This is a genomic window from Winogradskyella sp. MH6, from assembly GCF_022810765.1.
GTDB lineage: Bacteria > Bacteroidota > Bacteroidia > Flavobacteriales > Flavobacteriaceae > Winogradskyella.
This window is the reverse complement of sequence record NZ_CP094494.1, coordinates 18,699-42,329: the sequence shown is the minus strand read 5'-3', so window position 1 is coordinate 42,329 and position 23,631 is coordinate 18,699. Positions and strand designations below refer to the sequence as shown.

At 36.6% G+C, this 23,631-nt stretch carries 19 protein-coding genes, 2 tRNA genes and 3 rRNA genes; 16 read left to right on the top strand and 8 right to left on the bottom strand.

The genetic code is table 11. The features are described 5' to 3' along the window. Positions 1-66: 66 nt before the first annotated feature. From MST30_RS00215 to MST30_RS00205, 3 genes are read right to left on the bottom strand one after another with little or no spacing between them, the layout of a single operon-like run. Positions 67-666 carry an outer membrane beta-barrel protein gene (locus tag MST30_RS00215; protein ID WP_243472403.1) on the bottom strand — a complete coding sequence of 200 codons (600 nt, stop codon included), beginning with the start codon at positions 664-666 and terminating at the stop codon, positions 67-69. Between the two features lie 54 nt (positions 667-720). After that, positions 721-1,674 (bottom strand): transketolase family protein, encoded by a 954-nt coding sequence (locus MST30_RS00210; RefSeq protein WP_243472402.1) that lies wholly within the window; start codon positions 1,672-1,674, stop codon positions 721-723. A 20-nt stretch (positions 1,675-1,694) separates the two neighbouring features. Continuing rightward, entirely contained in the window at positions 1,695-2,540 is an 846-nt protein-coding gene (locus MST30_RS00205) for a transketolase (protein WP_243472401.1), read from the bottom strand. A 166-nt stretch (positions 2,541-2,706) separates the two neighbouring features. Between MST30_RS00205 and tgt the strand changes: the two genes are divergently transcribed. From tgt to MST30_RS00150, 11 genes are all read left to right on the top strand, one after another. Then, positions 2,707-3,837, top strand: coding sequence for a tRNA guanosine(34) transglycosylase Tgt (gene tgt, locus MST30_RS00200; protein WP_243472400.1), 1,131 nt, complete (start codon positions 2,707-2,709; stop codon positions 3,835-3,837). A 3-nt stretch (positions 3,838-3,840) separates the two neighbouring features. Next, complete coding sequence (locus MST30_RS00195; RefSeq protein ID WP_262914435.1) at positions 3,841-4,917, top strand: LptF/LptG family permease; 1,077 nt, start codon at positions 3,841-3,843, stop codon at positions 4,915-4,917. Continuing rightward, the gene (locus MST30_RS00190) at positions 4,904-5,812 is read left to right on the top strand and encodes a DMT family transporter (RefSeq protein ID WP_243472399.1); all 909 of its coding nucleotides are present in this window, start codon (positions 4,904-4,906) and stop codon (positions 5,810-5,812) included. The genes MST30_RS00195 and MST30_RS00190 overlap by 14 nt, the downstream gene beginning before the upstream one ends. Before the next feature lie 49 nt (positions 5,813-5,861). Next, the gene (locus MST30_RS00185) at positions 5,862-6,815 is read left to right on the top strand and encodes an acetyl-CoA carboxylase carboxyltransferase subunit alpha (protein ID WP_243472398.1); all 954 of its coding nucleotides are present in this window, start codon (positions 5,862-5,864) and stop codon (positions 6,813-6,815) included. A gap of 169 nt (positions 6,816-6,984) precedes the next feature. Continuing rightward, a complete protein-coding gene (dnaB, locus tag MST30_RS00180) occupies positions 6,985-8,514 on the top strand; it encodes a replicative DNA helicase (protein ID WP_243472397.1) in 1,530 nt (509 codons plus the stop codon). 72 nt (positions 8,515-8,586) lie between these two features. Then, positions 8,587-9,621 carry an AI-2E family transporter gene (locus MST30_RS00175; protein ID WP_243472396.1) on the top strand — a complete coding sequence of 345 codons (1,035 nt, stop codon included), beginning with the start codon at positions 8,587-8,589 and terminating at the stop codon, positions 9,619-9,621. A gap of 59 nt (positions 9,622-9,680) precedes the next feature. Further along, positions 9,681-10,598: an aminotransferase class IV gene (locus MST30_RS00170; protein WP_243472395.1), complete on the top strand. Its 918-nt coding sequence runs from the start codon at positions 9,681-9,683 to the stop codon at positions 10,596-10,598. Then, positions 10,591-11,322 carry a sulfotransferase-like domain-containing protein gene (locus tag MST30_RS00165; RefSeq protein ID WP_243472394.1) on the top strand — a complete coding sequence of 244 codons (732 nt, stop codon included), beginning with the start codon at positions 10,591-10,593 and terminating at the stop codon, positions 11,320-11,322. The genes MST30_RS00170 and MST30_RS00165 overlap by 8 nt, the downstream gene beginning before the upstream one ends. Before the next feature lie 139 nt (positions 11,323-11,461). Continuing rightward, complete coding sequence (locus tag MST30_RS00160; protein WP_431111203.1) at positions 11,462-12,646, top strand: asparagine synthetase B; 1,185 nt, start codon at positions 11,462-11,464, stop codon at positions 12,644-12,646. A gap of 54 nt (positions 12,647-12,700) precedes the next feature. Further along, a complete protein-coding gene (locus MST30_RS00155; RefSeq protein ID WP_243472392.1) occupies positions 12,701-12,979 on the top strand; it encodes an EF-hand domain-containing protein in 279 nt (92 codons plus the stop codon). Positions 12,980-12,985: 6 nt separating this feature from the next. Then, positions 12,986-13,408, top strand: a complete 423-nt coding sequence (locus MST30_RS00150) for a secondary thiamine-phosphate synthase enzyme YjbQ (RefSeq protein WP_243472391.1) — start codon at positions 12,986-12,988, stop codon at positions 13,406-13,408. Positions 13,409-13,483: 75 nt separating this feature from the next. Here MST30_RS00150 and MST30_RS00145 read toward each other — a convergent pair whose 3' ends face one another. The 5 genes from MST30_RS00145 to thrS form a co-directional block, all read right to left on the bottom strand. Further along, the gene (locus tag MST30_RS00145) at positions 13,484-14,569 is read right to left on the bottom strand and encodes a hypothetical protein (RefSeq protein ID WP_243472390.1); all 1,086 of its coding nucleotides are present in this window, start codon (positions 14,567-14,569) and stop codon (positions 13,484-13,486) included. 295 nt (positions 14,570-14,864) lie between these two features. Further along, positions 14,865-15,209 (bottom strand): 50S ribosomal protein L20, encoded by a 345-nt coding sequence (gene rplT / locus MST30_RS00140; protein WP_208155216.1) that lies wholly within the window; start codon positions 15,207-15,209, stop codon positions 14,865-14,867. Between the two features lie 103 nt (positions 15,210-15,312). Next, on the bottom strand, positions 15,313-15,510 hold the full coding sequence (gene rpmI, locus MST30_RS00135) for a 50S ribosomal protein L35 (RefSeq protein ID WP_243472389.1): 198 nt from the start codon (positions 15,508-15,510) through the stop codon (positions 15,313-15,315). Positions 15,511-15,578: 68 nt separating this feature from the next. Then, entirely contained in the window at positions 15,579-16,130 is a 552-nt protein-coding gene (gene infC, locus MST30_RS00130; protein ID WP_262914441.1) for a translation initiation factor IF-3, read from the bottom strand. A gap of 37 nt (positions 16,131-16,167) precedes the next feature. Then, positions 16,168-18,105, bottom strand: coding sequence for a threonine--tRNA ligase (gene thrS / locus MST30_RS00125; RefSeq protein WP_243472388.1), 1,938 nt, complete (start codon positions 18,103-18,105; stop codon positions 16,168-16,170). A 479-nt stretch (positions 18,106-18,584) separates the two neighbouring features. On the opposite strand from thrS, the gene MST30_RS00120 reads away from it, so the two are divergent. The 5 genes from MST30_RS00120 (at position 18,585) to rrf (ending at position 23,557) form a co-directional block, all read left to right on the top strand. Next, positions 18,585-20,110: ribosomal RNA gene (locus MST30_RS00120) — 16S ribosomal RNA — on the top strand. A 95-nt stretch (positions 20,111-20,205) separates the two neighbouring features. Beyond that, positions 20,206-20,279, top strand: a tRNA-Ile gene (locus MST30_RS00115). Between the two features lie 78 nt (positions 20,280-20,357). After that, positions 20,358-20,431: transfer RNA gene (locus MST30_RS00110), tRNA-Ala, on the top strand. Positions 20,432-20,558: 127 nt separating this feature from the next. Further along, a 23S ribosomal RNA gene (locus MST30_RS00105) occupies positions 20,559-23,370 on the top strand. Between the two features lie 79 nt (positions 23,371-23,449). After that, positions 23,450-23,557: ribosomal RNA gene (gene rrf, locus MST30_RS00100) — 5S ribosomal RNA — on the top strand. The 16S, 23S and 5S rRNA genes sit together here with 2 tRNA genes alongside, the layout of an rRNA operon. Positions 23,558-23,631 lie beyond the last annotated feature (74 nt).

The window sequence follows — 23,631 nt, the reverse complement described above, 5'->3', positions numbered from 1 at the left end:
AGCAATAAAAAAAGCCGCTAACTATAGCGGCTTTTTTTATTTAAAAGATTTTAAAGTTGTTTATACTTATAATGCAATAGATAGACTTAGTATCAATTGATCTGGTCTAGTATCAATCCTACTAGAAACACCTGAACCTAAATTATTATTAATGAATGTGGCTTCATTGTCATTAAAACCGCGTTCGTATCTCAAGTCTATTCCAATTTTGTTAAAGTTAAGTCCTATACCAAAGTTTAAGCCTACTGAGAAATCGTCTTCAACATTATCAATGTCAATACCTTCAAACTCGGTATCTAAAATGTATTGTAAAGAAGGACCGCCAAAGACACTAACAGGTCCTAAAACTTTTATTCCAACCAAAAGTGGAGCATCTATTTTCTTTATATTAAAGACATTATTATCGTAATCACTTTTGGTAGCTGTGTAAACGAGTTCTGGTCTAAAGTATAGTTGATTCCCAATTTTACCAAATAGGCCAATATGATAACCTATATTTCGGTCAGGGTTTTTAGCATTGTCACCAATAGACTCAAAATAATCTCCATTGGCACTATAATTTAAACCGCCTTTAAACCCAAAAGCACTTCCCTTTTGCGCATGAGCACTTAATCCAACAAATGCTAGAACTACAGCTAATAGAGCTGCTTTTTTCAAATTTTTCATAATGTTCGTTTTTAAGATTAGGTATCTAATATCAAAAACGCTGCCAAAATGAAGTTATTTTCTTTTAAGAACTTTTTTTGCGGCTTCTTGTATAGCAGAACTATTTAAACCGTACTTATCCATAAGCTGTGCAGGAGTACCAGATTCACCAAAAGTATCGTTAGTTGCAACAAACTCTTGTGGTGTTGGTTTGTGCTGTGCTAATACTCTGGCAACACTTTCTCCAAGACCACCTAAATAATTGTGCTCTTCTGCAGTAACAATACATCCTGTTTTAGAAATAGAGTCTAAAATAGCTTTGTCATCTAATGGCTTTATAGTGTGAATATTTATTACTTCAGCACTAATGCCATTATCATTTAAAGCTTTGGCAGCTTCAAGCGCTTCCCATACTAAGTGACCTGTTGCAACGATTGTAACATCGTTTCCATCGGTTAGTTTTACAGCTTTACCAATTTCAAATTTACCATTTTCTGGTGTAAAATTTGGTACTTTAGGACGACCAAATCTTAAATATACAGGACCGTTGTGTTTTGCAATAGCTAATGTAGCAGCCTTTGTTTGGTTATAATCACAAGTATTGATGACGGTCATTTCAGGTAGCATCTTCATTAGTCCAATATCTTCCAAAATTTGGTGTGTCGCTCCATCTTCACCCAATGTAACACCAGCATGTGAAGCACAAATTTTTACATTCTTATGTGAATATGCTACACTTTGACGAATTTGATCATAAACTCTACCAGTTGAGAAATTGGCAAATGTACCTGTAAAAGGAATTTTTCCTCCTATGGTCATACCAGCAGCCATACCAATCATGTTTGCTTCAGCAATACCAACCTGAAAGAAACGTTCGGGATGATTAGCTTTAAACTCATCCATTTTAAGCGATCCGGTGAGGTCGGCACAAAGTGCAACAACATTTTCGTTTGTTTGTCCTAACTCTGTTAAACCTGCTCCAAAACCAGAGCGTGTATCCTTATTTCCTGTATTTGTATATGTTTTCATTCTGTGATTTTGATTGCTGATTAATAATCTCCTAGAGTTTCTGCATTTTGAGCTAAACCTATAGCTAATTGCTCATCGTTTGGTGCTTTTCCGTGCCATGCGTGTGTGTGCATCATAAAGTCTACACCATTACCCATTACAGTTTTTAATAAGACGCACACAGGTTTACCATTTCCTGTTAAGGATTTTGCTTTTTGCATACCTTCTAATATGGCTTCAATGTTATTGCCTTTTTCTATTTCTAAAACAGTCCAACCAAAAGCTTCAAATTTTGCTTTAATATTACCCATTGGTAAAACGTTGTCTGTAGAGCCATCAATTTGCTGTCCGTTTAAATCTACAGTTGCAATAAGATTATCTACATTGTTTCCGGCAGCATACATTATAGCTTCCCAGTTTTGGCCTTCTTGTAATTCACCATCTCCATGAAGACTATAAATAAGATGATTGTCATTGTTTAATTTCTTGGTTTCTGCAGCACCTATAGCCACAGACATCCCTTGTCCTAAAGAACCAGATGCTATTCTGATACCAGGTAAACCTTCATGTGTGGTTGGATGACCTTGTAATCTAGAATCTATTAATCTAAATGTGTTCAATTCATCAACTGGAAAATAACCAGTTCTGGCAAGTACACTATAATATACAGGTGAAATATGACCGTTAGATAAGAAGAATAAATCTTCTCCTATGCCATCCATATCAAAACCTTCTTTGGTTTCCATTATTTCTTTGTAAAGGCAAACGAAAAATTCTGCACAACCTAACGATCCGCCTGGATGACCAGAATTTACTTTGTGTACCATGCGTAGAATATCTCTACGAACTTGAGTGGTTAAATCTTCTAATTGTTGAATATTAGACATGTTTTTGAGCTTAAATTAATGCTGCAAAAATAACTTTTTATAAGTCGCATTCAAAAGTCGAATACAGTCACTTATTAACGATTTTGATGAATTGCTAACAATTTTTGAATTTAATTAAGACTCCAATGTGTTAGAGTTAATTATATTTGCCACCAGACTTACTTTTATGAAATTTAATTGCTTAGCAAAAGATAAAGAAACCAAGGCAAGAGCTGGTGTTATTACGACAGATCATGGTGTTATTGAAACTCCTATTTTTATGCCAGTTGGTACGGTTGCCACTGTTAAGGGTGTACATCAGCGCGAGTTGAAAAATGATATTAATCCAGATATTATTCTAGGAAATACCTACCATTTATACCTAAGACCTCAAACACCAATTTTAGAAAAAGCTGGTGGACTTCATAAATTTATGAATTGGGATCGTAATATTTTAACCGATTCAGGTGGTTATCAGGTATATTCTTTATCGGCAAATAGAAAGATTAAAGAAGAAGGTGTAAAGTTTAAATCGCATATAGACGGAAGTTACCATGTGTTTACACCAGAAAATGTAATGGAAATTCAGCGTTCTATAGGTGCTGATATCATTATGGCATTTGATGAGTGTACACCTTACCCTTGCGATTACGACTATGCAAAGCGCTCTATGCATATGACGCATCGTTGGCTAGATCGATGTATATCGCATTTAGAAAAAGTACCATTTAAGTATGGATACGAGCAAACATTTTTCCCAATAGTACAAGGCAGTACTTACAAGGATTTAAGAATACAATCAGCCGAATATATAGCCAATGCAGGCGCACAAGGAAATGCTATAGGAGGCTTGTCTGTTGGTGAGCCAGCGGAAGAAATGTATGCCATGACCGAAGTAGTTTGCGATATTTTGCCAGAAGATAAACCACGATATTTAATGGGAGTGGGTACACCAATCAATATTTTAGAGAATATTGCGTTAGGTGTAGATATGTTTGATTGTGTTATGCCAACAAGAAATGCCAGAAATGGTATGTTGTTTACAGCGCATGGTACCATAAACATTAAAAATAAAAAATGGGCAGAAGATTTTTCGCCAATAGATGAAATGGGTATTACCTACGTAGATACAGAGTATAGCAAAGCATATCTTAAGCATTTATTCTCTGTAAATGAATTATTAGGAAAACAAATTGCTACAATTCATAATTTAGGATTTTATCTTTGGCTGGTAAGAGAAGCAAGAAAGCATATTTTGGAAGGAGATTTTAAAGCTTGGAAAGAAAAAATGGTAAAACAAATGGATAAAAGATTATAGTTAGTGAAAATCCTAGATTGGTACATACTAAAGCGCTATTTGTTAACATTTTTAATGATGTTGCTATTGTTTATTCCGATAGGAATTACGGTAGACTTGGCAGAGAAAGTAGGTAAGATATTAGAAAACAAAGCTCCATTTGGTGAAGTTACAGCTTACTATGTAGATTTTACGGTGTATTTTGCTAATCTTTTATTTCCACTTTTTTTATTTTTATCAGTTATATGGTTTACATCCAAACTTGCTAATAATACAGAGATAGTAGCTTTTTTAAGTTCAGGTGTGTCTTTTACTAGGTTTTTAAGGCCTTATATAATAGGAGCAACAATTGTCTCTACAGTGGCCTTGGTTTTAGGAATGTATTTATCTCCAATAGCAAGCCAAGGTTTTAATGAGTTTAAGTATAAATACTTAAAAAAGAACAAAAAAATTCAGGAAACCAGAGATGTATATCAACAAATCAATGATGACGATTATATATATGTTAGTAGTTTTATTCCTGAAAGTAAAACAGGAAGTAATTTCACCTACGAACATTTTGAAGGCAATGAATTGAAATACAAAATATTTGCTGATTACATTAAATATATAGAAAAAGATAGTAGTTACAGATTAACATCTTATGTTAAACGTACCTTTGATAATGGTACTGAAACTATAGAGAAGGAGAGAAGAAAAGATACCCTTTTTTCTTTTGAACTAGAGGACTTAACTCCTGTTGAATATGCTGCGGAAACAAAATCTTATAGTGACCTTTTGAGGTTTATTGAGTCAGAAAAACGTAAAGGTTCAAAAAATATTGGTAGATATGAAGTGGTAAAACTCAAAAAATGGAGTTTACCAGTTTCAATATTCATACTAACTATTATAGCAGTGGCAGTATCTTCCGTTAAGCGCAGAGGCGGTATGGGAGTTAACCTTGCATTTGGTATTGCTATAGCTATGATTTATGTCTTTTTTGATAAAATATTTGGTGTAATGGCAGAGCAGTCCAATTTTTCGCCTGTTATAGCAGTGTGGTTTCCTAATATAATATTTGGTATTTTAGCTGTATACCTTTTACAGAATGCCAAACGCTAGATTAAAGGATTACCTCCATTTACATTTTCTGGTTTTTATAGCTGGTTTTACAGCAATTCTAGGTAAAGAAATATCTACTGGAGCAACAGCAATTGTTTGGTATAGAATGGCAATTGCAGCTGTTTTAATGTTTATCTACATTAAAATTATAAAACTCAATATTAAGGTAAGTAAAAAAGCAATTATTAAGTTTTCTGTAGCTGGTGTCATAATTGCATTACATTGGATTACTTTTTTTGAATCCATAAAACAGTCCAATGTTTCTATTGCATTAGCGATGTTTTCTTCGGGTGCATTTTTTGCTTCTTTTATTGAGCCTCTCTTTTTTAAAAGACGCATTTTAGTTTATGAAATAGGTTTTGGCTTAATAGTAATTTTGGGAGTATTTTTAATTACAAGTAGCGAATTAAAATATATCAATGGTATTATACTAGGATTATTATCAGCTCTTTTTTCGACCTTATTTGCTGTTATTAACGGACGTTTCATAGAGCGATACAACGCAACGGTAATTTCATTTTATGAGTTTATAAGCGGTGTTGTTTTCTTAAGTTTGTTTGTACATTTTTCAGATATTCACTTTAATGAAGAATTCTTTGCGCTTTCTCAAATGGATTGGGTTTACATTTTCATTTTAGCGTCAATATGTACAGCGTATGCCTTTATTGGAGCTGTTGAGGTAATGCGATTTATAAGTCCATTTACGGTAATTTTAACTTATAACTTAGAGCCAATCTATGGTATAATATTAGCCCTTTTCCTTTTTCCAGAAACCGAACAGATGTCATCTCAGTTTTATCTTGGTGCTGCTTTAATAATAGTAACAGTACTCTTAGATGCGATATTAAAAAACATTAAAGCTCGAAAACGAAAAAAGATGCCTGTTAACAATTGAAGTTTGTATATTTGTAAACTTAACTAACAAAAATCTAACTTCAAATTGTATGGAATATTTAGAGTTTGAATTACCTATAAAAGAACTAGAAGAGCAGCTTGACAAATGCCAAATTATTGGAAAAGAGAGTGATGTAGATGTTACAGAGACCTGTAAACAGATTGAAAAAAAGCTCGCTGAAACCAAAAAAGAAATCTACAAAAACCTTACAGCTTGGCAACGTGTTCAGTTGTCTCGTCATCCTAACAGACCATATACTTTAGATCATATTAAGGCACTTTGCGGTGATTCTTTCTTAGAATTGCACGGGGACCGAAATGTAAAAGATGATAAAGCAATGATTGGTGGTTTGGGTAAAATTGGTGACCAAACATATATGTTTATTGGCCAGCAAAAAGGTTATAACACCAAGACCAGACAATACAGAAACTTCGGAATGTCTAATCCCGAAGGTTATCGTAAGGCATTACGTCTTATGAAGTCGGCTGAGAAATTCGGAATTCCTGTAGTAACTTTAATAGATACTCCAGGTGCTTACCCTGGTTTAGAAGCAGAAGAAAGAGGACAAGGAGAAGCTATTGCCAGAAACATTTTAGAAATGGCTCGTTTAAAAGTTCCAATCATCACAATCATCATTGGAGAAGGAGCTTCTGGTGGTGCATTAGGAATTGGAGTAGGTGACAAAGTAATGATGCTAGAAAACACATGGTACTCTGTAATCTCTCCTGAATCTTGTTCTTCAATTTTATGGAGAAGTTGGGAGTATAAAGAGCAAGCGGCAGAAGCCTTAAAGCTTACAGCAAAAGATATGAAGCGCATGAAGCTTGTAGATCAAATCATAAAAGAACCACTTGGTGGTGCCCATACAGACCGAGAAAAAACATTTTTAGCTGTAAGAGATGCAATCGTAAAGTCTTACGAAGAGTTAAAAAACTTATCACCAAAAGAACTCGTGAAAAATCGTATGAATAAATACGATGAAATGGGAGTCTATAAAGACTAAATCCACTAAACATAAGCAACTAAAAAAAACTGAAGTTGAGTCTTCGGTTTTTTTTATTGCTATTAACAATATAATCAAGTTATTAACAGTTAAATTGTTGAAGACCTGTTAAGATTGAAACTAAATTTTAATACAATTCATCATCACTATTTAACTACTTTTGTTACTTATGAAACAACCCAACCCAATACAAGGTTATAAAGTCGATAAAAGCACTATCATTAGTTTAGAGAAAGGTAAAATACCTCCGCAAGCTATTGATTTAGAGGAAGTTGTGCTTGGTGCAATGATGATTGATAAAAAAGGTGTTGATGAGGTTATTGATATTTTAAGCCCAGAAGCTTTTTATAAAGATGCTCATAAATATATCTTCGAAGCTATTTTCAAATTATTTGAAAATAGTGAACCAATTGACTTATTAACCGTTTCATCTCAATTAAAGAAAGATGAAAAACTAGAAATGGTTGGTGGTGATTTTTACCTCATTTCATTAACACAACGCGTATCTTCTTCAGCACATATTGAGTTTCATGCACGTATTATTCTTCAAAAATATATTCAAAGAAGTTTAATTAAAATTTCGAACGAAATTATCGAAGAAGCTTATGATGAAACTAAAGATGTTTTCGATCTGTTAGATAATGCAGAAGCTAAACTTTATGAAGTTACTCAAGGCAACGTTAAGAAATCCACAGAGACAGCACAAAGCTTAGTAATTCAAGCCAAAAAGAAGATTGAAGAAATTTCCAATAAAGAAGGATTAAGTGGTATACCAACAGGGTTTGACAAGTTAGATAAATTAACATCTGGTTGGCAACCTTCAGATTTAATTATCGTTGCAGCACGTCCAGGTATGGGTAAAACTGCTCTAACGCTTACCATGGCAAGAAATATTGCTGTAGATTTCAACCAACCTGTGGCGTTCTTCTCTCTAGAGATGTCTTCCGTACAGTTAATTACGCGTTTAATTTCCAGTGAAACAGGTTTATCTTCTGAAAAGTTAAGAACAGGTAAACTTGAAAAACACGAGTGGGAACAGCTTAATGTTAAAGTTAAAACTTTAGAAAAGGCACCGTTATATATTGATGATACACCATCGCTATCCATTTTCGATTTAAGAGCAAAGGCGCGTCGTTTGGCATCGCAGTATGGTATAAAGATGATTATGATTGATTATTTGCAGTTAATGACTGCAGGTGGAAGTCAAAAAGGTGGTAATCGTGAACAGGAAATTTCTATGATTTCGCGTAACCTGAAGGCTTTAGCAAAAGAGCTTAACGTTCCGGTAATTGCGTTATCTCAGTTATCGCGTGCTGTAGAAACACGTGGAGGTAGTAAAAGACCTTTATTATCAGATTTACGTGAATCTGGTGCGATTGAGCAAGATGCTGATATTGTGTCGTTCATATACAGACCTGAATATTATAAAATCGATGAGTGGGATGATGAAGAGCGTTCTCCAACAGAGGGTCAAGGTGAGTTTATTGTAGCAAAACACAGAAATGGTGGTTTAGAAAACATTAGATTGAAGTTTATCGGTCATTTAGGTAAGTTTGATAACCTTGATGATTTTGATACTCCTTTCGAGTTTCAATCTAAATTGAATGCGGCTGCAAATGATGATACTTTTAAGCCAGATAGTTTCCCTTCTGCCTCTGATGCCTTTGATGGTCCAGATGATGATGGAGTGCCTTTTTAACATCATTTTATAATTATAAAGCCTCTTTTTTAACCTATATTTACGCTTCGCTATTTAAGAAGAAATTGCCTCATGTTAGATCAAAGACGCACAACCAACCTACTGTTGTTAATTATCGCTATCCCTTTAGTATTTTATTTACTTAAAGTGCTATCTTTTATATTTATTCCGTTGATTTTTTCAATGTTTATTGCATTACTGTTTTTACCTCTAATGCGACAATTAGGAAGAAGAAAAGTTCCAAAATTTCTAAGCATATTGGTCGTATTGCTTTTAGTGACTGTAGGTGTATATCTGGGTATCGAATTAATTCAGTTATCCAGTAGAGAAATTTTGGCTACCAAATCAGAATTTGTCCCTAAGGCAGAAGAAAAAATAGCAGATTTAAAAGTATATCTATCCAATGGTTTTGGGATTGAATTTGAACAAGATAAAGGCTTTTTAGCCCAGTTTTTTGAAAAAGAAAACTTAGGAACTACATTCGGGTTTATACGCACCTTTTTTACAACACTTCTAATGACAGCCTTTTTTGTAGTGTTATGGTTAGGTGAGTCTATAAACGTTCATAATTTGCTTAACAATACAATATTAAGGCAAAAGCACACCTCTATAAAGGCTTTTATGAAGATTGAAAAAGATTTGATTAAATTTATAAAAGTAAAGGTATTGGTTAGTGCTTTAACTGGTTTGTTCACGGGTTTAATGTGTGTAATGTTCGATGTTAGTTTTCCAATATTTTGGGGCTTATTTGCCTTTGCTATCAACTTTGTGCAAATGGTAGGTTCTTTTATTTCGGTGATTTTACTTTCAATTTTTGCCTTTGTAGAATTAGACCCTACAAGTACATTGCTCTTCTTTATAGTTTCCATTTCAATGGTTCAGGTTGTTTTTGGTGCGATTTTAGAACCAATTTTTATGGGAAAATCTTTTTCAATAAATATCATTGCAGTGTTAGTTATGCTGATGTTCTGGGGATTTTTATGGGGAATTCCTGGTCTAATTATGGCAATTCCAATAACTGTTTTTATAAAGATTATTTTGGAACAGTTCCCTAGCACTAAAGTCATTGCGAGCCTTCTTTCAGGAAATGAGACCAAATTAGACTAACTTTTTTTGATTTATTAGACATTGTAATTTTAAGTATCTTCATACCATAAACTAAAAATATGGTTCACGGTACGCACAATGCTCAAGAAGATTCTAGAAATGACACTATTCTCATTTCCATAAATGATGAATTTTTTCCAAGAAATGAGGCGAAAATTTCTGTTTTTGATAGTGGTTATTTAGTGGGTGATGGGGTTTGGGAGGCTTTGAGATTACATAATGGTGTCTTGGTCTTTTTAGAAGATCATTTTAATAGGTTATGGCAATCAGCTAAAACAGTTGGTATGGCGTTACCATTTACAAAGAAGGAGCTAACCCAAAAAATCTGGGACATACTCAATGCTAATAAAATGAAAGATGGTGTACACGTTAGGATTATGGTAACACGTGGAATTAAAAAAACACCATCTCAAGATCCCAGATTAACTATTTCAGGACCTAATGTGGTAATCATTCCAGAGTATAAAAACGCATCAAAAGAATCAAAGGAAAAGGGCATAACTTTATTTACGAGTACCATCAGAAGAGGTTCTCCAGATTATCTTGATCCAAGGTTGAATTGTCATAGTAAACTTCATGAAGTTCAGGCGCTGATTCAAGCCATTGAGGCTGGTGCAGACGAAGCTTTAATGCTAGATGTTAATGGTTTTGTGGCAACCTGTAACGCTACCAATTTTTTTATGATTAAAAATGGAGAGGTATGGACGTCTACGAGTAAATATTGTATGAACGGTATTACCAGAGCTAAAGTTATAGAAGTCTGTAAAACCAACAATATGCCATGTTTTGAAAAAGATTTTTCTTTGTTTGATGTCTATGGAGCAGATGAGGCATTTGTTACTGGCACTTTTGGAGGCTTAACACCTGTTACAAAAATTGATGGTCGACAAATAGGCGATGGAAAGTACGGTAAGACGACTAGAAATTTGAGTAGTTTGTATGAAGGATTAATTGAAAGAACTGTTGCAAATGGATGATATAAAACGAATTTGTTTATGGTCTGGACCTAGAAATATTTCTACAGCTTTAATGTATTCTTTTGCCCAGCGCTCAGATACAAAAGTATTTGATGAACCACTTTATGCTTATTATTTAAAACATCATCGAGAAGCAAAAAGTTATCATCCAGGAGCAGATGAAATCATGAATACTATGGAGTCTGATGGAGAAAAGGTGGTAGAAATGATGTTGAATAATACTGAAAAGCCTGTATTATTTTTTAAACAGATGACACATCATCTTTTAGATTTAGATCGAAATTTTATGAAAGATACCGTCAATATTATTTTGACCAGAAATCCGGTAGAAATGTTACCATCTTTTGATAAAGTGATTCGAAATCCTACAATTGATGATGTAGGTTACCAACTTCATATAGATCTTTTGAATTATTTTGAAAGTCAAAATATTCCTTTTAAAGTTGTAAATTCTGAGCAGGTACTTAAAAATCCTGAAGAAATGCTCCAAAAATTGTGTGCCTTTGCAAAAATTCCTTTTGAAAAATCAATGCTATCTTGGAAGCCTCAAAAGCGTGATGAAGATGGTATTTGGGCTAATTATTGGTATCACAGTGTTCATAAATCTAGTGGATTTCAAAAATATAAGGCAAAAACAGAACCTTTTCCAACGCATCTAAATGCTCTTTTAGAGCAATGTTTACTGTGCTATAATCGATTGATGGAGTATAAATTTAGCTCTTAAAAGAATGATAAAATGGTCGTTTAAAGACTAAAATTTGGTTATATTTCGTTTTAAATCTATGAACTTGAAAAAATTAACATTCATAATAATTGCACTATTTCTAAGTGTTAGTGCCTATGCATCCTATATTTTAATTCCAATGGATGCAGAGTCACAAGAAAATCATCTTAAAGCTTATGGAGTAACCTTTTGGACTTTAGAGCGCGAGCTCAAAGTAAACTGGTTATTGAATTATAGAGGTGGTTCATTTTTGCTGCCAGATGCAGAAATTATTCAGCGAGAATGTCAGATTAGGGGTGTTTCGTTTGAAGTAATTTCTGATACCAAAGCAAAAGAAATATTAGATGAAATTGCAAGTCCAGCGGTAAATCAAGAAGCTGTTGTGTTAGAAAAGGCACCGAAGATTGCAGTCTACACACCTTACGGAAAGCAACCTTGGGATGATGCTGTAACTATGGTGTTGACTTATGCTGAAATTCCATATGAAACTATTTACGATGAAGAAGTTCTAAATGACGAACTATTACTTTATGATTGGTTACATCTGCATCACGAGGATTTTACTGGTCAATATGGCAAGTTTTACAGAACGTATCGTTCGGCAGCTTGGTATATAGAAGAGAAGAAAGCTGCAGAAGAATTAGCCAATAAGTTAGGTTATGATAAAGTGTCTGATGCAAAATTAGCTGTAGCCTTAAAAATTAGAGATTATGTTGTAGGTGGTGGGTTTATGTTTGCAATGTGTTCTGCAACTGATAGTTTTGATATTGCTTTATCAGCAGAGGGTGTTGATATTTGTGAGCCAATGTTCGATGGAGATGGAAGTGACCCAGGATATCAAAATAAGATAGATTACTCAAAAACTTTCGCATTTAAGGACTATGTATTAGAAAGGAGCCCTAATGTTTATGAGTTTTCTTCAATTGATATGACGTCTAAACGTCAAATACCATTTAAAACAGATTATTTTTCGTTGATGGAATATTCAGCAAAATGGGATCCAATTCCAACAATGTTAACTCAAAATCATACATCTTTGGTAAAAGGTTTTATGGGACAAACGACATCTTTTACAAGAGATGAAATAAAATCTAATGTATTAGTGATGGGAGAAAATAGAACTAATGGTGAAGCTAAATATATTCACGGAATTAAAGGAAAAGGTTTTTTTACATTTTATGGTGGGCACGATCCTGAAGATTATACACATAGAGTAGGAGACCCTAAAACAGAATTAGACTTACATCCTACATCTCCTGGTTACAGGTTAATCCTCAATAATGTATTGTTCCCAGCAGCAAAAAAGAAGAAACAAAAGACTTGATTATAAGTATTTTGAATGCTAAATTTAATCTAATCAATTTCAAAAGTTTTAAAAATGTCTACAAAAGAACAAATACTTAATAAAATTCAAATTTTAATAACAAACCACTTTAAAACACCAGAAGAAGCATTTGCCTTTTTTGATGAAGATGGTAATGGAAAGTTGTCAAGAAGCGAAATTAAAACATTGTTGAAAGAGGCAGATATAAGTGGTTTTCTTAGAGGTATTGTTTCGTCAAAACTCATTGAGGGTTATGATAAGTATGGAGATGAAATGATAGATTGGAAAGAATTCAAATTTGCTATTGATGAAATTTCTGATGAATCAAGATAACATCGAATGAAATTCTTTCAAAATGAAATAAAACTGGAAGCTTACTCAAGAGGATTTCATCTTATTACTACAAAAATAATAAATTCAATTCCCGAGATTGAACAGATTAATATTGGTCAGCTACAAGTGTTCATCAAACACACATCGGCTAGTTTAACCATCAATGAAAATGCTGACCCAACAGTAAGATTAGATTTTGAAAGCCATATAAATAAGCTGGTGCCAGAAAATCAGTCTTATTATAAACATACTTATGAAGGGTCAGATGATATGCCAGCACACATAAAAGCCTCTTTAATGGGCACTTCAGTTCAAATCCCAATTACAAACGGTAAACTGAATATGGGTATTTGGCAAGGTATTTACCTTTGTGAGCACAGAAATAATGCTTCAGGAAGAAATTTGGTTATAACCGCTTTTGGAAATTAAAATGAAATAAAAAAAGCCGTTTCAAAATGTGTTGAAACGGCTTTTTGCTATTTAAATTAATTTTTTATCTAACGTTTAATTCGCTGCATCATAGTGGAAGTATGTTGCCCAACTATTACCAGGGAAATCACACCCATCTCCCCAAGCGGTTTCACTACAGCCTGAAACACATGGAGCAGGGATTGTAATAAATATCGATTGTAAGTTGTTAGTAGGGATTATAATTATCACAACGTTCTCACCACAACTAGGAACAAAATCATTATGTTCTAGAGCCATAGATACTAGTAAATCTACTCTTTCAAGGTTAAATGGACCTGTAGCTGCACAATCTGTACAAACAAAATCATCTACTAAAGACCATATAGCTAATTGAATATCACCAAAAGTGAAATTACCTAACTCTGTGCTAGCTTGAGAATCAATAAGATCTTGATTCATTAACCAATTAACAGCACCAAAATTATCAGTTTGTTCAAATGCTCCACCAGGTAATGTCTCATAAGATGAATAAACATCTCCTACAAAACATTGTCCATTTTCTAGGTGTAAATCTGTATCCACACACCAAGCTTCATAAGAACCAGATAAACTATTGCCATCAGCAATTAAAACATCAAAATAGCTAGGATAAACTCCTTTTTCTGTTACACAAACATCTACTTGGTCTGGTAAGTCTAGAGCAAAAGATTCTGATGAAACATCACTTACACAATTAACAACTGCATGAGCTGCTATATAAGTACCTTCTATTGTAGGAACAGTATAAGATACTTCATTAGTACAATCATGAGAGTTGCTATATTCAAAATGCCCAATTTTTGGATTTCCACCACCGTTTAGTGGGAAATCTGAAGGAGTTTCTTCAACAGATAAATGGGTTTCTGTGATGCAGTAGTCATTATTGGTAAGACTGTAAGTAATCACATAGTTATCACCTTCAATTTCTACACTAACTTCACCAACTAAAATATTCTGACCAGCATATAAGTTAGTAGATTGGTTAGTTGAGCATTCTTGAGATAAATCAAAAGATACTGAACGACCTCTTCTTTTCTCAATAACATCATCTTGAGAATCGATTGTCTCATTTTCACAACTGTAAACAGCTAATGACACTAACAGTAAGTAAATACAATTTTTTAATAGATTTTTTTTCATAATACATATTTAAGTTTAAACACAAATTATGCTATTAATCAGTATCTAAATTGTAAAACAAATGTATTGAAAGGAAATCGTATTTATTTATAAAACTGACGAAATGTTTGGTTACTTGGTTGAAGTGTAAATACTTAATTAATCCGCTTGGCAATTTCATTGACTGCCAATACATTGAAAAAAGGTGTTGTTTTTATATGTAGTTTTACAACTTCAATTTATAGAACAAAAAACCCAACTTAAAATAAGTTGGGTTTTCATAAGCGAAATGTTGTTATTAATTTGGCTAAAAGCCTTACTTTACTTTGTTTACTATTGCTTCAAAAGCTTCTGGGTGATTCATTGCTAAATCTGCAAGAACTTTACGGTTCAATTCGATATTGTTAGCTTTTAATTTACCCATAAACTTAGAATAGCTCATTCCGTGTTGTCTTGCACCTGCATTAATACGCATAATCCATAACGCGCGGAATGTTCTTTTTTTGTTTCTACGGTCTCTGTACGAGTATTGCATCGCTTTGTCAACCGCATTTTTTGCTACTGTCCAAACGTTTTTACGACGTCCAAAGTAACCTTTTGCTTGCTTAAGAACCTTTTTTCTTCTGGCTCTCTTTGCAACTGAATTTACTGATCTTGGCATTTCTTTAATTGTTTTTTGTAGTAGGCGACCAAATTTTGGTACTTGCTAAATAACTTTGCCTAACTCCAGGGTTTATAAATTGTTTTAACCGATTAAAACGTTATTACTTTAAACGTAACATTGTTTTAATATTATCTTCGTCAGACTTATGTACTACTGTATCATGAGTTAACGCAAGCTTACGCTTTTTAGATTTCTTTGTTAAGATGTGACTCTTAAAAGCGTGCTTTCTTTTAATCTTACCAGTGCCAGTTAGTTTGAAACGTTTCTTAGCACTCGATTTAGTTTTCATTTTAGGCATTTTGTCCTAGTTTTAATTTACGTTTCGCTTATCTTTTATATTCTATTGAAAAAGCAACAGAATAATTTTTATTTTACTTTTTTTGGAGCAATGAACATAATCATACGTTTACCTTCAAGTTTTGGCATTTGTTCAACTTTACCATACTCTTCAAGGTCTTGTGCTAATCTTAGCAATAAGATTTGTCCTTGCTCTTTAAACACTATTGAGCGTCCTTTAAAGAATACAAAAGCTTTAAGCTTTGCACCATCTTTTAAGAACTTCTCAGCATGTTTCTTTTTAAATTCGTAATCATGGTCATCAGTTTGCGGACCAAATCGAATTTCTTTTACAACAACCTTAGAAGCTTTTGCTTTTAAAGCTTTTTCACGTTTCTTTTGTTCGTAAAGAAACTTCTTATAATCCATAATCTTACAAACAGGAGGATTTGCATTTGGCGAAATCTCAACAAGATCTAATCCTTGTTCATCAGCCATGGATAATGCTTTTTTTATAGGATAAACGCCTACTTCGACATTTTCTCCCACAACTCGAACTTCTTCGGTTCTAATTTTAGAATTTATACGATGTTTGTCCTCTTGGGCTTCTCGTCTGTTGTAACTCCTTTTGTTTCTACGTATTGCTATGGCTTATATTTTTTAATTAAACTTTATTTTACTAAAAGCTTTTTAAGCTTTCCTTTATCTTTTTATTAATCATTTCAGAAAAATCATTGACACTAATCGTACCAAGATCTTCACCACCGTGCTGTCTTACAGTAATAGTGTTGTCCTTTTCTTCTTGCTCGCCAACAACTATAATATAAGGATATTTTTGCATTTCTGCTTCTCTGATTTTCTTCCCTACAGTTTCGTTTCTGTTGTCTACGAGGGCGCGAATTTCGTTATTTTCTAGCAAATTTAAAACTTTTTCGGCGTATTTTTCATATTTCTCACTTACAGATAATATCATAACCTGTTCTGGCATAAGCCAAAGAGGGAAGTTTCCTCCAGTGTGTTCTAACAAAATTGCAACGAATCGTTCCATGCTTCCAAATGGCGCTCTATGTATCATTACTGGTCTGTGAAGCTCATTATCACTACCTTTATATGTTAAGTCAAAACGCTCAGGAAGGTTATAATCTACCTGGATAGTTCCTAATTGCCATTGACGTCCTAAAGCATCCTTAACCATAAAGTCAAGTTTTGGGCCATAAAAGGCAGCCTCACCTGTTTCTACCACATAATTTAAGCCTTTGTCCTTGGCTGCATTTAAGATGGCTTGTTCAGCTTTTTCCCAATTTTCATCACTACCAATATATTTTTCTGGGTTTTCAGGATCTCTTAGAGAAACTTGAGCTGTAAAGTTTTCGAACCCTAAAGAACCGAATACATATAATACCAAATCTATTACTTCCTTAAATTCGGTGTCTAATTGATCTGGTGTACAAAAGATATGGGCATCATCTTGGGTGAATCCTCTAACACGAGTTAAACCATGTAGTTCTCCACTTTGCTCATATCTATATACTGTTCCAAACTCAGCGAAACGTTTTGGTAATTCCTTATATGAGTATGGTCTGTTATTATAAATCTCACAATGATGTGGACAGTTCATTGGTTTTAAGAGAAACTCTTCACCTTCTGCAGGAGTATTTATTGGTTGAAAACTATCTTCACCATATTTAGCAAAGTGACCAGAAGTTACATATAAGTCTTTATTACCTATATGTGGGGTAACAACCATTTCATAACCAGCTTTCTTCTGAGCAGCTTTTAGGAAATTTTCTAATCGTTCTCTTAATGCAGCCCCTTTAGGCAACCATAAAGGTAATCCTTGTCCTACTTTTTGTGAAAAAGTAAACAGTTCTAATTCTTTCCCAAGCTTTCTGTGATCTCTTTTTTTAGCTTCTTCTAATAAGTGAAGATATTCGGTTAATTCCTTTTGTTTAGGGAATGAAATTCCATAAACTCTGGTTAATTGTTTTTCATTTTCATCACCTTTATAATATGCACCTGCTACACTCAGTATTTTTACAGCTTTAATGATACTAGTATTTGGTATGTGACCTCCACGGCATAAATCTGTAAAAGAAGAATGATCACAGAAACTTATGGTACCATCCTCAAGGTTTTCGATCAAATCTACTTTATATTCATTCTTACCTTTATAATATGAAATAGCATCCGCTTTAGAAACATCTCGCATTTTAAAATCATGTTTGCCGCGAGCTATTTCCATCATTTTATTTTCAATGGTTTTGAAATCTTTTTCCGAAATAGAATCTTCACCTAAGTCAACATCGTAGTAAAAACCATTTTCAATAGCAGGACCAACCCAAAGTTTCACATTTGGATAAAGTTCTTCTAGTGCCTGTGCTAAAACATGAGCTGAAGAATGCCAGAAGGCTTTCTTTCCTTCATCGTCTCTCCATGTATATAAGGTAAGGCTACCATCTGTAGTTAATGGAGTGGTGGTTTCAATAATAGTATTATTGAATTTTGCTGAAATAACATTACGCGCAAAACCTTCGCTAATATCTACAGCCACTTCATAAGGAGTTACATCTTTATCAAAAGATCTAACCGAACCATCAGGTAGAGTAATTTTTATCATTTAATTGTTTGTATAAATTTAGCCCACAAAGATATACCTATATATATAAAGGACAAAGTGAAGTTTTTAATAAAATTAAACTTGGTGTAATATGCTGAAATTTAGAGTAATAAAATTTTTCTCAAATAAAACACAAAAAAGTATTTGGTAGTAAAGAAAAGGGTTATATATTTGCAGCCCCTAAACGGACAGATTGTTCGAGAAACGGGGAAGTTCATTCACAGAAAAGGCATCGAAAAAAAATAAATTTAAATTTTTTCAAAAAGATGTTGTGGGAATAAAAAAAGGGTTTTATATTTGCACCCGCTTAACGAAATAAGGTTAAGAAAAAGTAAAGAAAAAGTTCATTAACATATTGAATTGACAGCGTAAAAACCAACTGGAAACGGTTGGTGAAAACAAGAGAATAGATCATTTAGAGTACTGAGATAATTCCTATTAAGTTGTTAAGAGAATAAGTCGTAAGACTTAAAAATTTAACGATGAAGAGTTTGATCCTGGCTCAGGATGAACGCTAGCGGCAGGCCTAACACATGCAAGTCGAACGGTAACAGGAAAAAGCTTGCTTTTTTGCTGACGAGTGGCGCACGGGTGCGTAACGCGTATACAATCTACCTTTTACTGGGGAATAGCCTTTGGAAACGAAGAATAATACCCCATAGTATCTAAATTTCGCATGTTATTTAGATTAAAGTTTCGGCGGTAAGAGATGAGTATGCGTTCTATTAGCTAGATGGTGTGGTAACGGCACACCATGGCAACGATAGATAGGGGCCCTGAGAGGGGGATCCCCCACACTGGTACTGAGACACGGACCAGACTCCTACGGGAGGCAGCAGTGAGGAATATTGGACAATGGGCGAAAGCCTGATCCAGCCATGCCGCGTGCAGGAAGACTGCCCTATGGGTTGTAAACTGCTTTTATACGGGAAGAAACCCATCTACGTGTAGGTGGCTGACGGTACCGTAAGAATAAGCATCGGCTAACTCCGTGCCAGCAGCCGCGGTAATACGGAGGATGCAAGCGTTATCCGGAATCATTGGGTTTAAAGGGTCCGTAGGTGGATTGGTAAGTCAGAGGTGAAAGCCTGCAGCTCAACTGTAGAACTGCCTTTGATACTGCTAGTCTTGAATTATTGTGAAGTGGTTAGAATATGTAGTGTAGCGGTGAAATGCATAGATATTACATAGAATACCAATTGCGAAGGCAGATCACTAACAATATATTGACACTGATGGACGAAAGCGTGGGGAGCGAACGGGATTAGATACCCCGGTAGTCCACGCCGTAAACGATGGTCACTAGCTGTTCGGATTTCGGTCTGAGTGGCTAAGCGAAAGTGATAAGTGACCCACCTGGGGAGTACGTTCGCAAGAATGAAACTCAAAGGAATTGACGGGGGCCCGCACAAGCGGTGGAGCATGTGGTTTAATTCGATGATACGCGAGGAACCTTACCAGGGCTTAAATGTAGATTGCATTAGCTAGAGATAGCTATTTCTTCGGACTATCTACAAGGTGCTGCATGGTTGTCGTCAGCTCGTGCCGTGAGGTGTCAGGTTAAGTCCTATAACGAGCGCAACCCCTGTTGTTAGTTGCCAGCGAGTAATGTCGGGAACTCTAGCAAGACTGCCGGTGCAAACCGTGAGGAAGGTGGGGATGACGTCAAATCATCACGGCCCTTACGTCCTGGGCTACACACGTGCTACAATGGTATAGACAATGAGCAGCCACTTCGCGAGAAGGAGCGAATCTACAAACTATATCTCAGTTCGGATCGGAGTCTGCAACTCGACTCCGTGAAGCTGGAATCGCTAGTAATCGGATATCAGCCATGATCCGGTGAATACGTTCCCGGGCCTTGTACACACCGCCCGTCAAGCCATGGAAGCTGGGAGTGCCTGAAGTCCGTCACCGCAAGGAGCGGCCTAGGGTAAAATCGGTAACTAGGGCTAAGTCGTAACAAGGTAGCCGTACCGGAAGGTGCGGCTGGAACACCTCCTTTCTAGAGAAAGACGACTGATAGGAAATCTATCACATAAAAGGAAATAAAAGGATTTATTCTCTTGCTGTTAATTTAAGATATCAATAATTAAGTAGAGTCTCATAGCTCAGCTGGTTAGAGCGCTACACTGATAATGTAGAGGTCGGCAGTTCGAGTCTGCCTGAGACTACTAAATTAAAGGAAATTCTAGAAGTTGAGTGGGTAGTTGGACTAACTACTAACTACTATATACTAACTACTAGTATATGGGGAATTAGCTCAGCTGGCTAGAGCGCCTGCCTTGCACGCAGGAGGTCACCGGTTCGACTCCGGTATTCTCCACAAGACCGAGAGGTTAAAAGTTCATTGACATATTGAAAAAAGATACATGAAAATTAGATAGAAATATTTAATAAAATTAAATTATTGTAACGAGCAATAATTGTAACTCATTAAAAAGACAAAAGTACAATAAGCTAAATAAGAGCGTATGGGGAATGCCTAGGCTCTCAGAGGCGATGAAGGACGTGATAAGCTGCGAAAAGCTGCGGGGATTGGCACATACAAATCGATCCGCAGATATCCGAATGGGGCAACCCAGCATGTTGAAGACATGTTATCCGAAAGGAAGCGAACCCGGAGAACTGAAACATCTAAGTACCCGGAGGAGAAGAAAACAAAAGTGATTCCGCTAGTAGTGGCGAGCGAACGCGGATTAGCCCAAACCAGTATTGTTACGGCAATGCTGGGGTTGTAGGACTGCGATATTCGATCTATAATGAACTAGAACTGTTTGGAAAGACAGGCCAGAGACGGTGATAGCCCGGTATAGGTAAAGATTAGAGAGATAGCAGTATCCTGAGTAGTGCGGGGCACGTGTAACCCTGTATGAATTTGTCGGGACCATCCGATAAGGCTAAATACTCCTGAGAGACCGATAGTGAACTAGTACCGTGAGGGAAAGGTGAAAAGAACCCTGAATAAGGGAGTGAAATAGAACCTGAAACCATACGCTTACAAGCGGTCGGAGCGGATTTATCCGTGACGGCGTGCCTTTTGCATAATGAGCCTACGAGTTACCGTTGCTAGCAAGGTTAAGCACTTCAGGTGCGGATCCGTAGCGAAAGCGAGTCTGAATAGGGCGCTTAGTTAGTAGTGGTAGACGCGAAACCGTGTGATCTACCCATGGGCAGGGTGAAGCTGTGGTAACACATAGTGGAGGCCCGAACCGGTTGACGTTGAAAAGTCTTCGGATGACCTGTGGGTAGGGGTGAAAGGCCAATCAAACTCGGAAATAGCTCGTACTCCCCGAAATGCATTTAGGTGCAGCGTTGATTTAGTTTTATAGAGGTAGAGCTACTGATTGGATGCGGGGGCTTCACCGCCTACCAATTCCTGACAAACTCCGAATGCTATAAAATGATGATCAGCAGTGAGGGCATGGGTGCTAAGGTCCATGTCCGAGAGGGAAAGAACCCAGACCATCAGCTAAGGTCCCCAAATGTATGTTAAGTTGAATAAACGAGGTTGAACTGCTTAGACAGCTAGGATGTTGGCTTGGAAGCAGCCATTCATTTAAAGAGTGCGTAACAGCTCACTAGTCGAGCGGTTCGGCATGGATAATAATCGGGCATAAACATACTACCGAAGCTATGGACTTGAAAAAGTGGTAGGGGAGCATTGTAGTGTCGTCGAAGGTGTACTGCGAGGTATGCTGGAGAAGCTACAAAAGAAAATGTAGGCATAAGTAACGATAATGCGGGCGAGAAACCCGCACACCGAAAGACTAAGGTTTCCTCAGCTATGCTAATCAGCTGAGGGTTAGTCGGGACCTAACGCGAACCCGAAAGGGGTAGTGGATGGACAACGGGTTAATATTCCCGTACCTGCTCACACTAAAAGTGACGGATCTCCGTGGTTGCTGCGTACTGACGGAATAGTACGTTGAAGCGCAAGCGATAGTACACTGAGGCTACGGCCAAGGTGATAATGCAGCGAAGGAGGTTCCAAGAAAAGCGAGTGAAGCAGCCCGTACCGTAAACCGACACAGGTAGTTGGGATGAGAATTCTAAGGTGCTCGAGAGATTCATGGCTAAGGAACTAGGCAAAATAGACGCGTAACTTCGGGAGAAGCGTCGCCCACCTCAGGGTGGGCCGCAGTGAAAAGGTCCAGGCGACTGTTTATCAAAAACACAGGGCTCTGCTAAATCGAAAGATGATGTATAGGGCCTGACACCTGCCCGGTGCTGGAAGGTTAAGTGGAGGGTTTAGAAGTTTACTTCGAAGATCTCAAATGAAGCCCCAGTAAACGGCGGCCGTAACTATAACGGTCCTAAGGTAGCGAAATTCCTTGTCGGGTAAGTTCCGACCTGCACGAATGGTGTAACGATCTGGACACTGTCTCAGCCATGAGCTCGGTGAAATTGTAGTATCGGTGAAGATGCCGATTACCCGCAGTGGGACGAAAAGACCCCGTGAACCTTTACTATAGCTTAGTATTGGCTTTGGATAAGTAATGTGTAGGATAGGTGGGAGACTTTGAAGCGGCGTCGCTAGGCGTTGTGGAGTCATTGTTGAAATACCACCCTTTGCTTATCTAGAGTCTAACTTCTTGCGAAGGACAGTGCTTGGTGGGTAGTTTGACTGGGGTGGTCGCCTCCAAAAGAGTAACGGAGGCTTCTAAAGGTTCCCTCAGCACGCTTGGTAACCGTGCGTAGAGTGCAATGGCATAAGGGGGCTTGACTGAGAGACATACAGGTCGATCAGGTACGAAAGTAGAGCATAGTGATCCGGTGGTTCCGCATGGAAGGGCCATCGCTCAAAGGATAAAAGGTACTCCGGGGATAACAGGCTGATCTCCCCCAAGAGCTCACATCGACGGGGGGGTTTGGCACCTCGATGTCGGCTCGTCACATCCTGGGGCTGGAGAAGGTCCCAAGGGTTGGGCTGTTCGCCCATTAAAGTGGCACGCGAGCTGGGTTCAGAACGTCGTGAGACAGTTCGGTCTCTATCTACTGTGGGCGTTAGAAATTTGAGTGGATCTGACTCTAGTACGAGAGGACCGAGTTGGACGAACCTCTAGTGTACCTGTTGTTCCGCCAGGGGCATTGCAGGGTAGCTACGTTCGGAAGGGATAAGCGCTGAAAGCATATAAGCGCGAAACCCACCACAAGATGAGATTTCTTTAAAGGGTCGTGGAAGATGACCACGTTGATAGGCTACAGGTGTAAAGGCAGTAATGTCATAGCCGAGTAGTACTAATAACCCATAGGCTTATTGTACGCCGCTCTTTTTATAAGTACAAATCATGTGACTTTTTTCAATATGTTATATTATACGGTTTAAACGACCGAAACAGTTTAAGGTGGTTATAGCGACGGGGCTCACCTCTTACCTTTCCGAACAGAGAAGTTAAGCCCGTTTGCGCCGATGGTACTACGTCTGTGGAAGAGTAGGTCGCCGCCTTTTTTGAAAACCCTTACCTATAATTGGTAAGGGTTTTTTGTTTTATCAATTTTTGATTTTAAATAAGGATGAATATT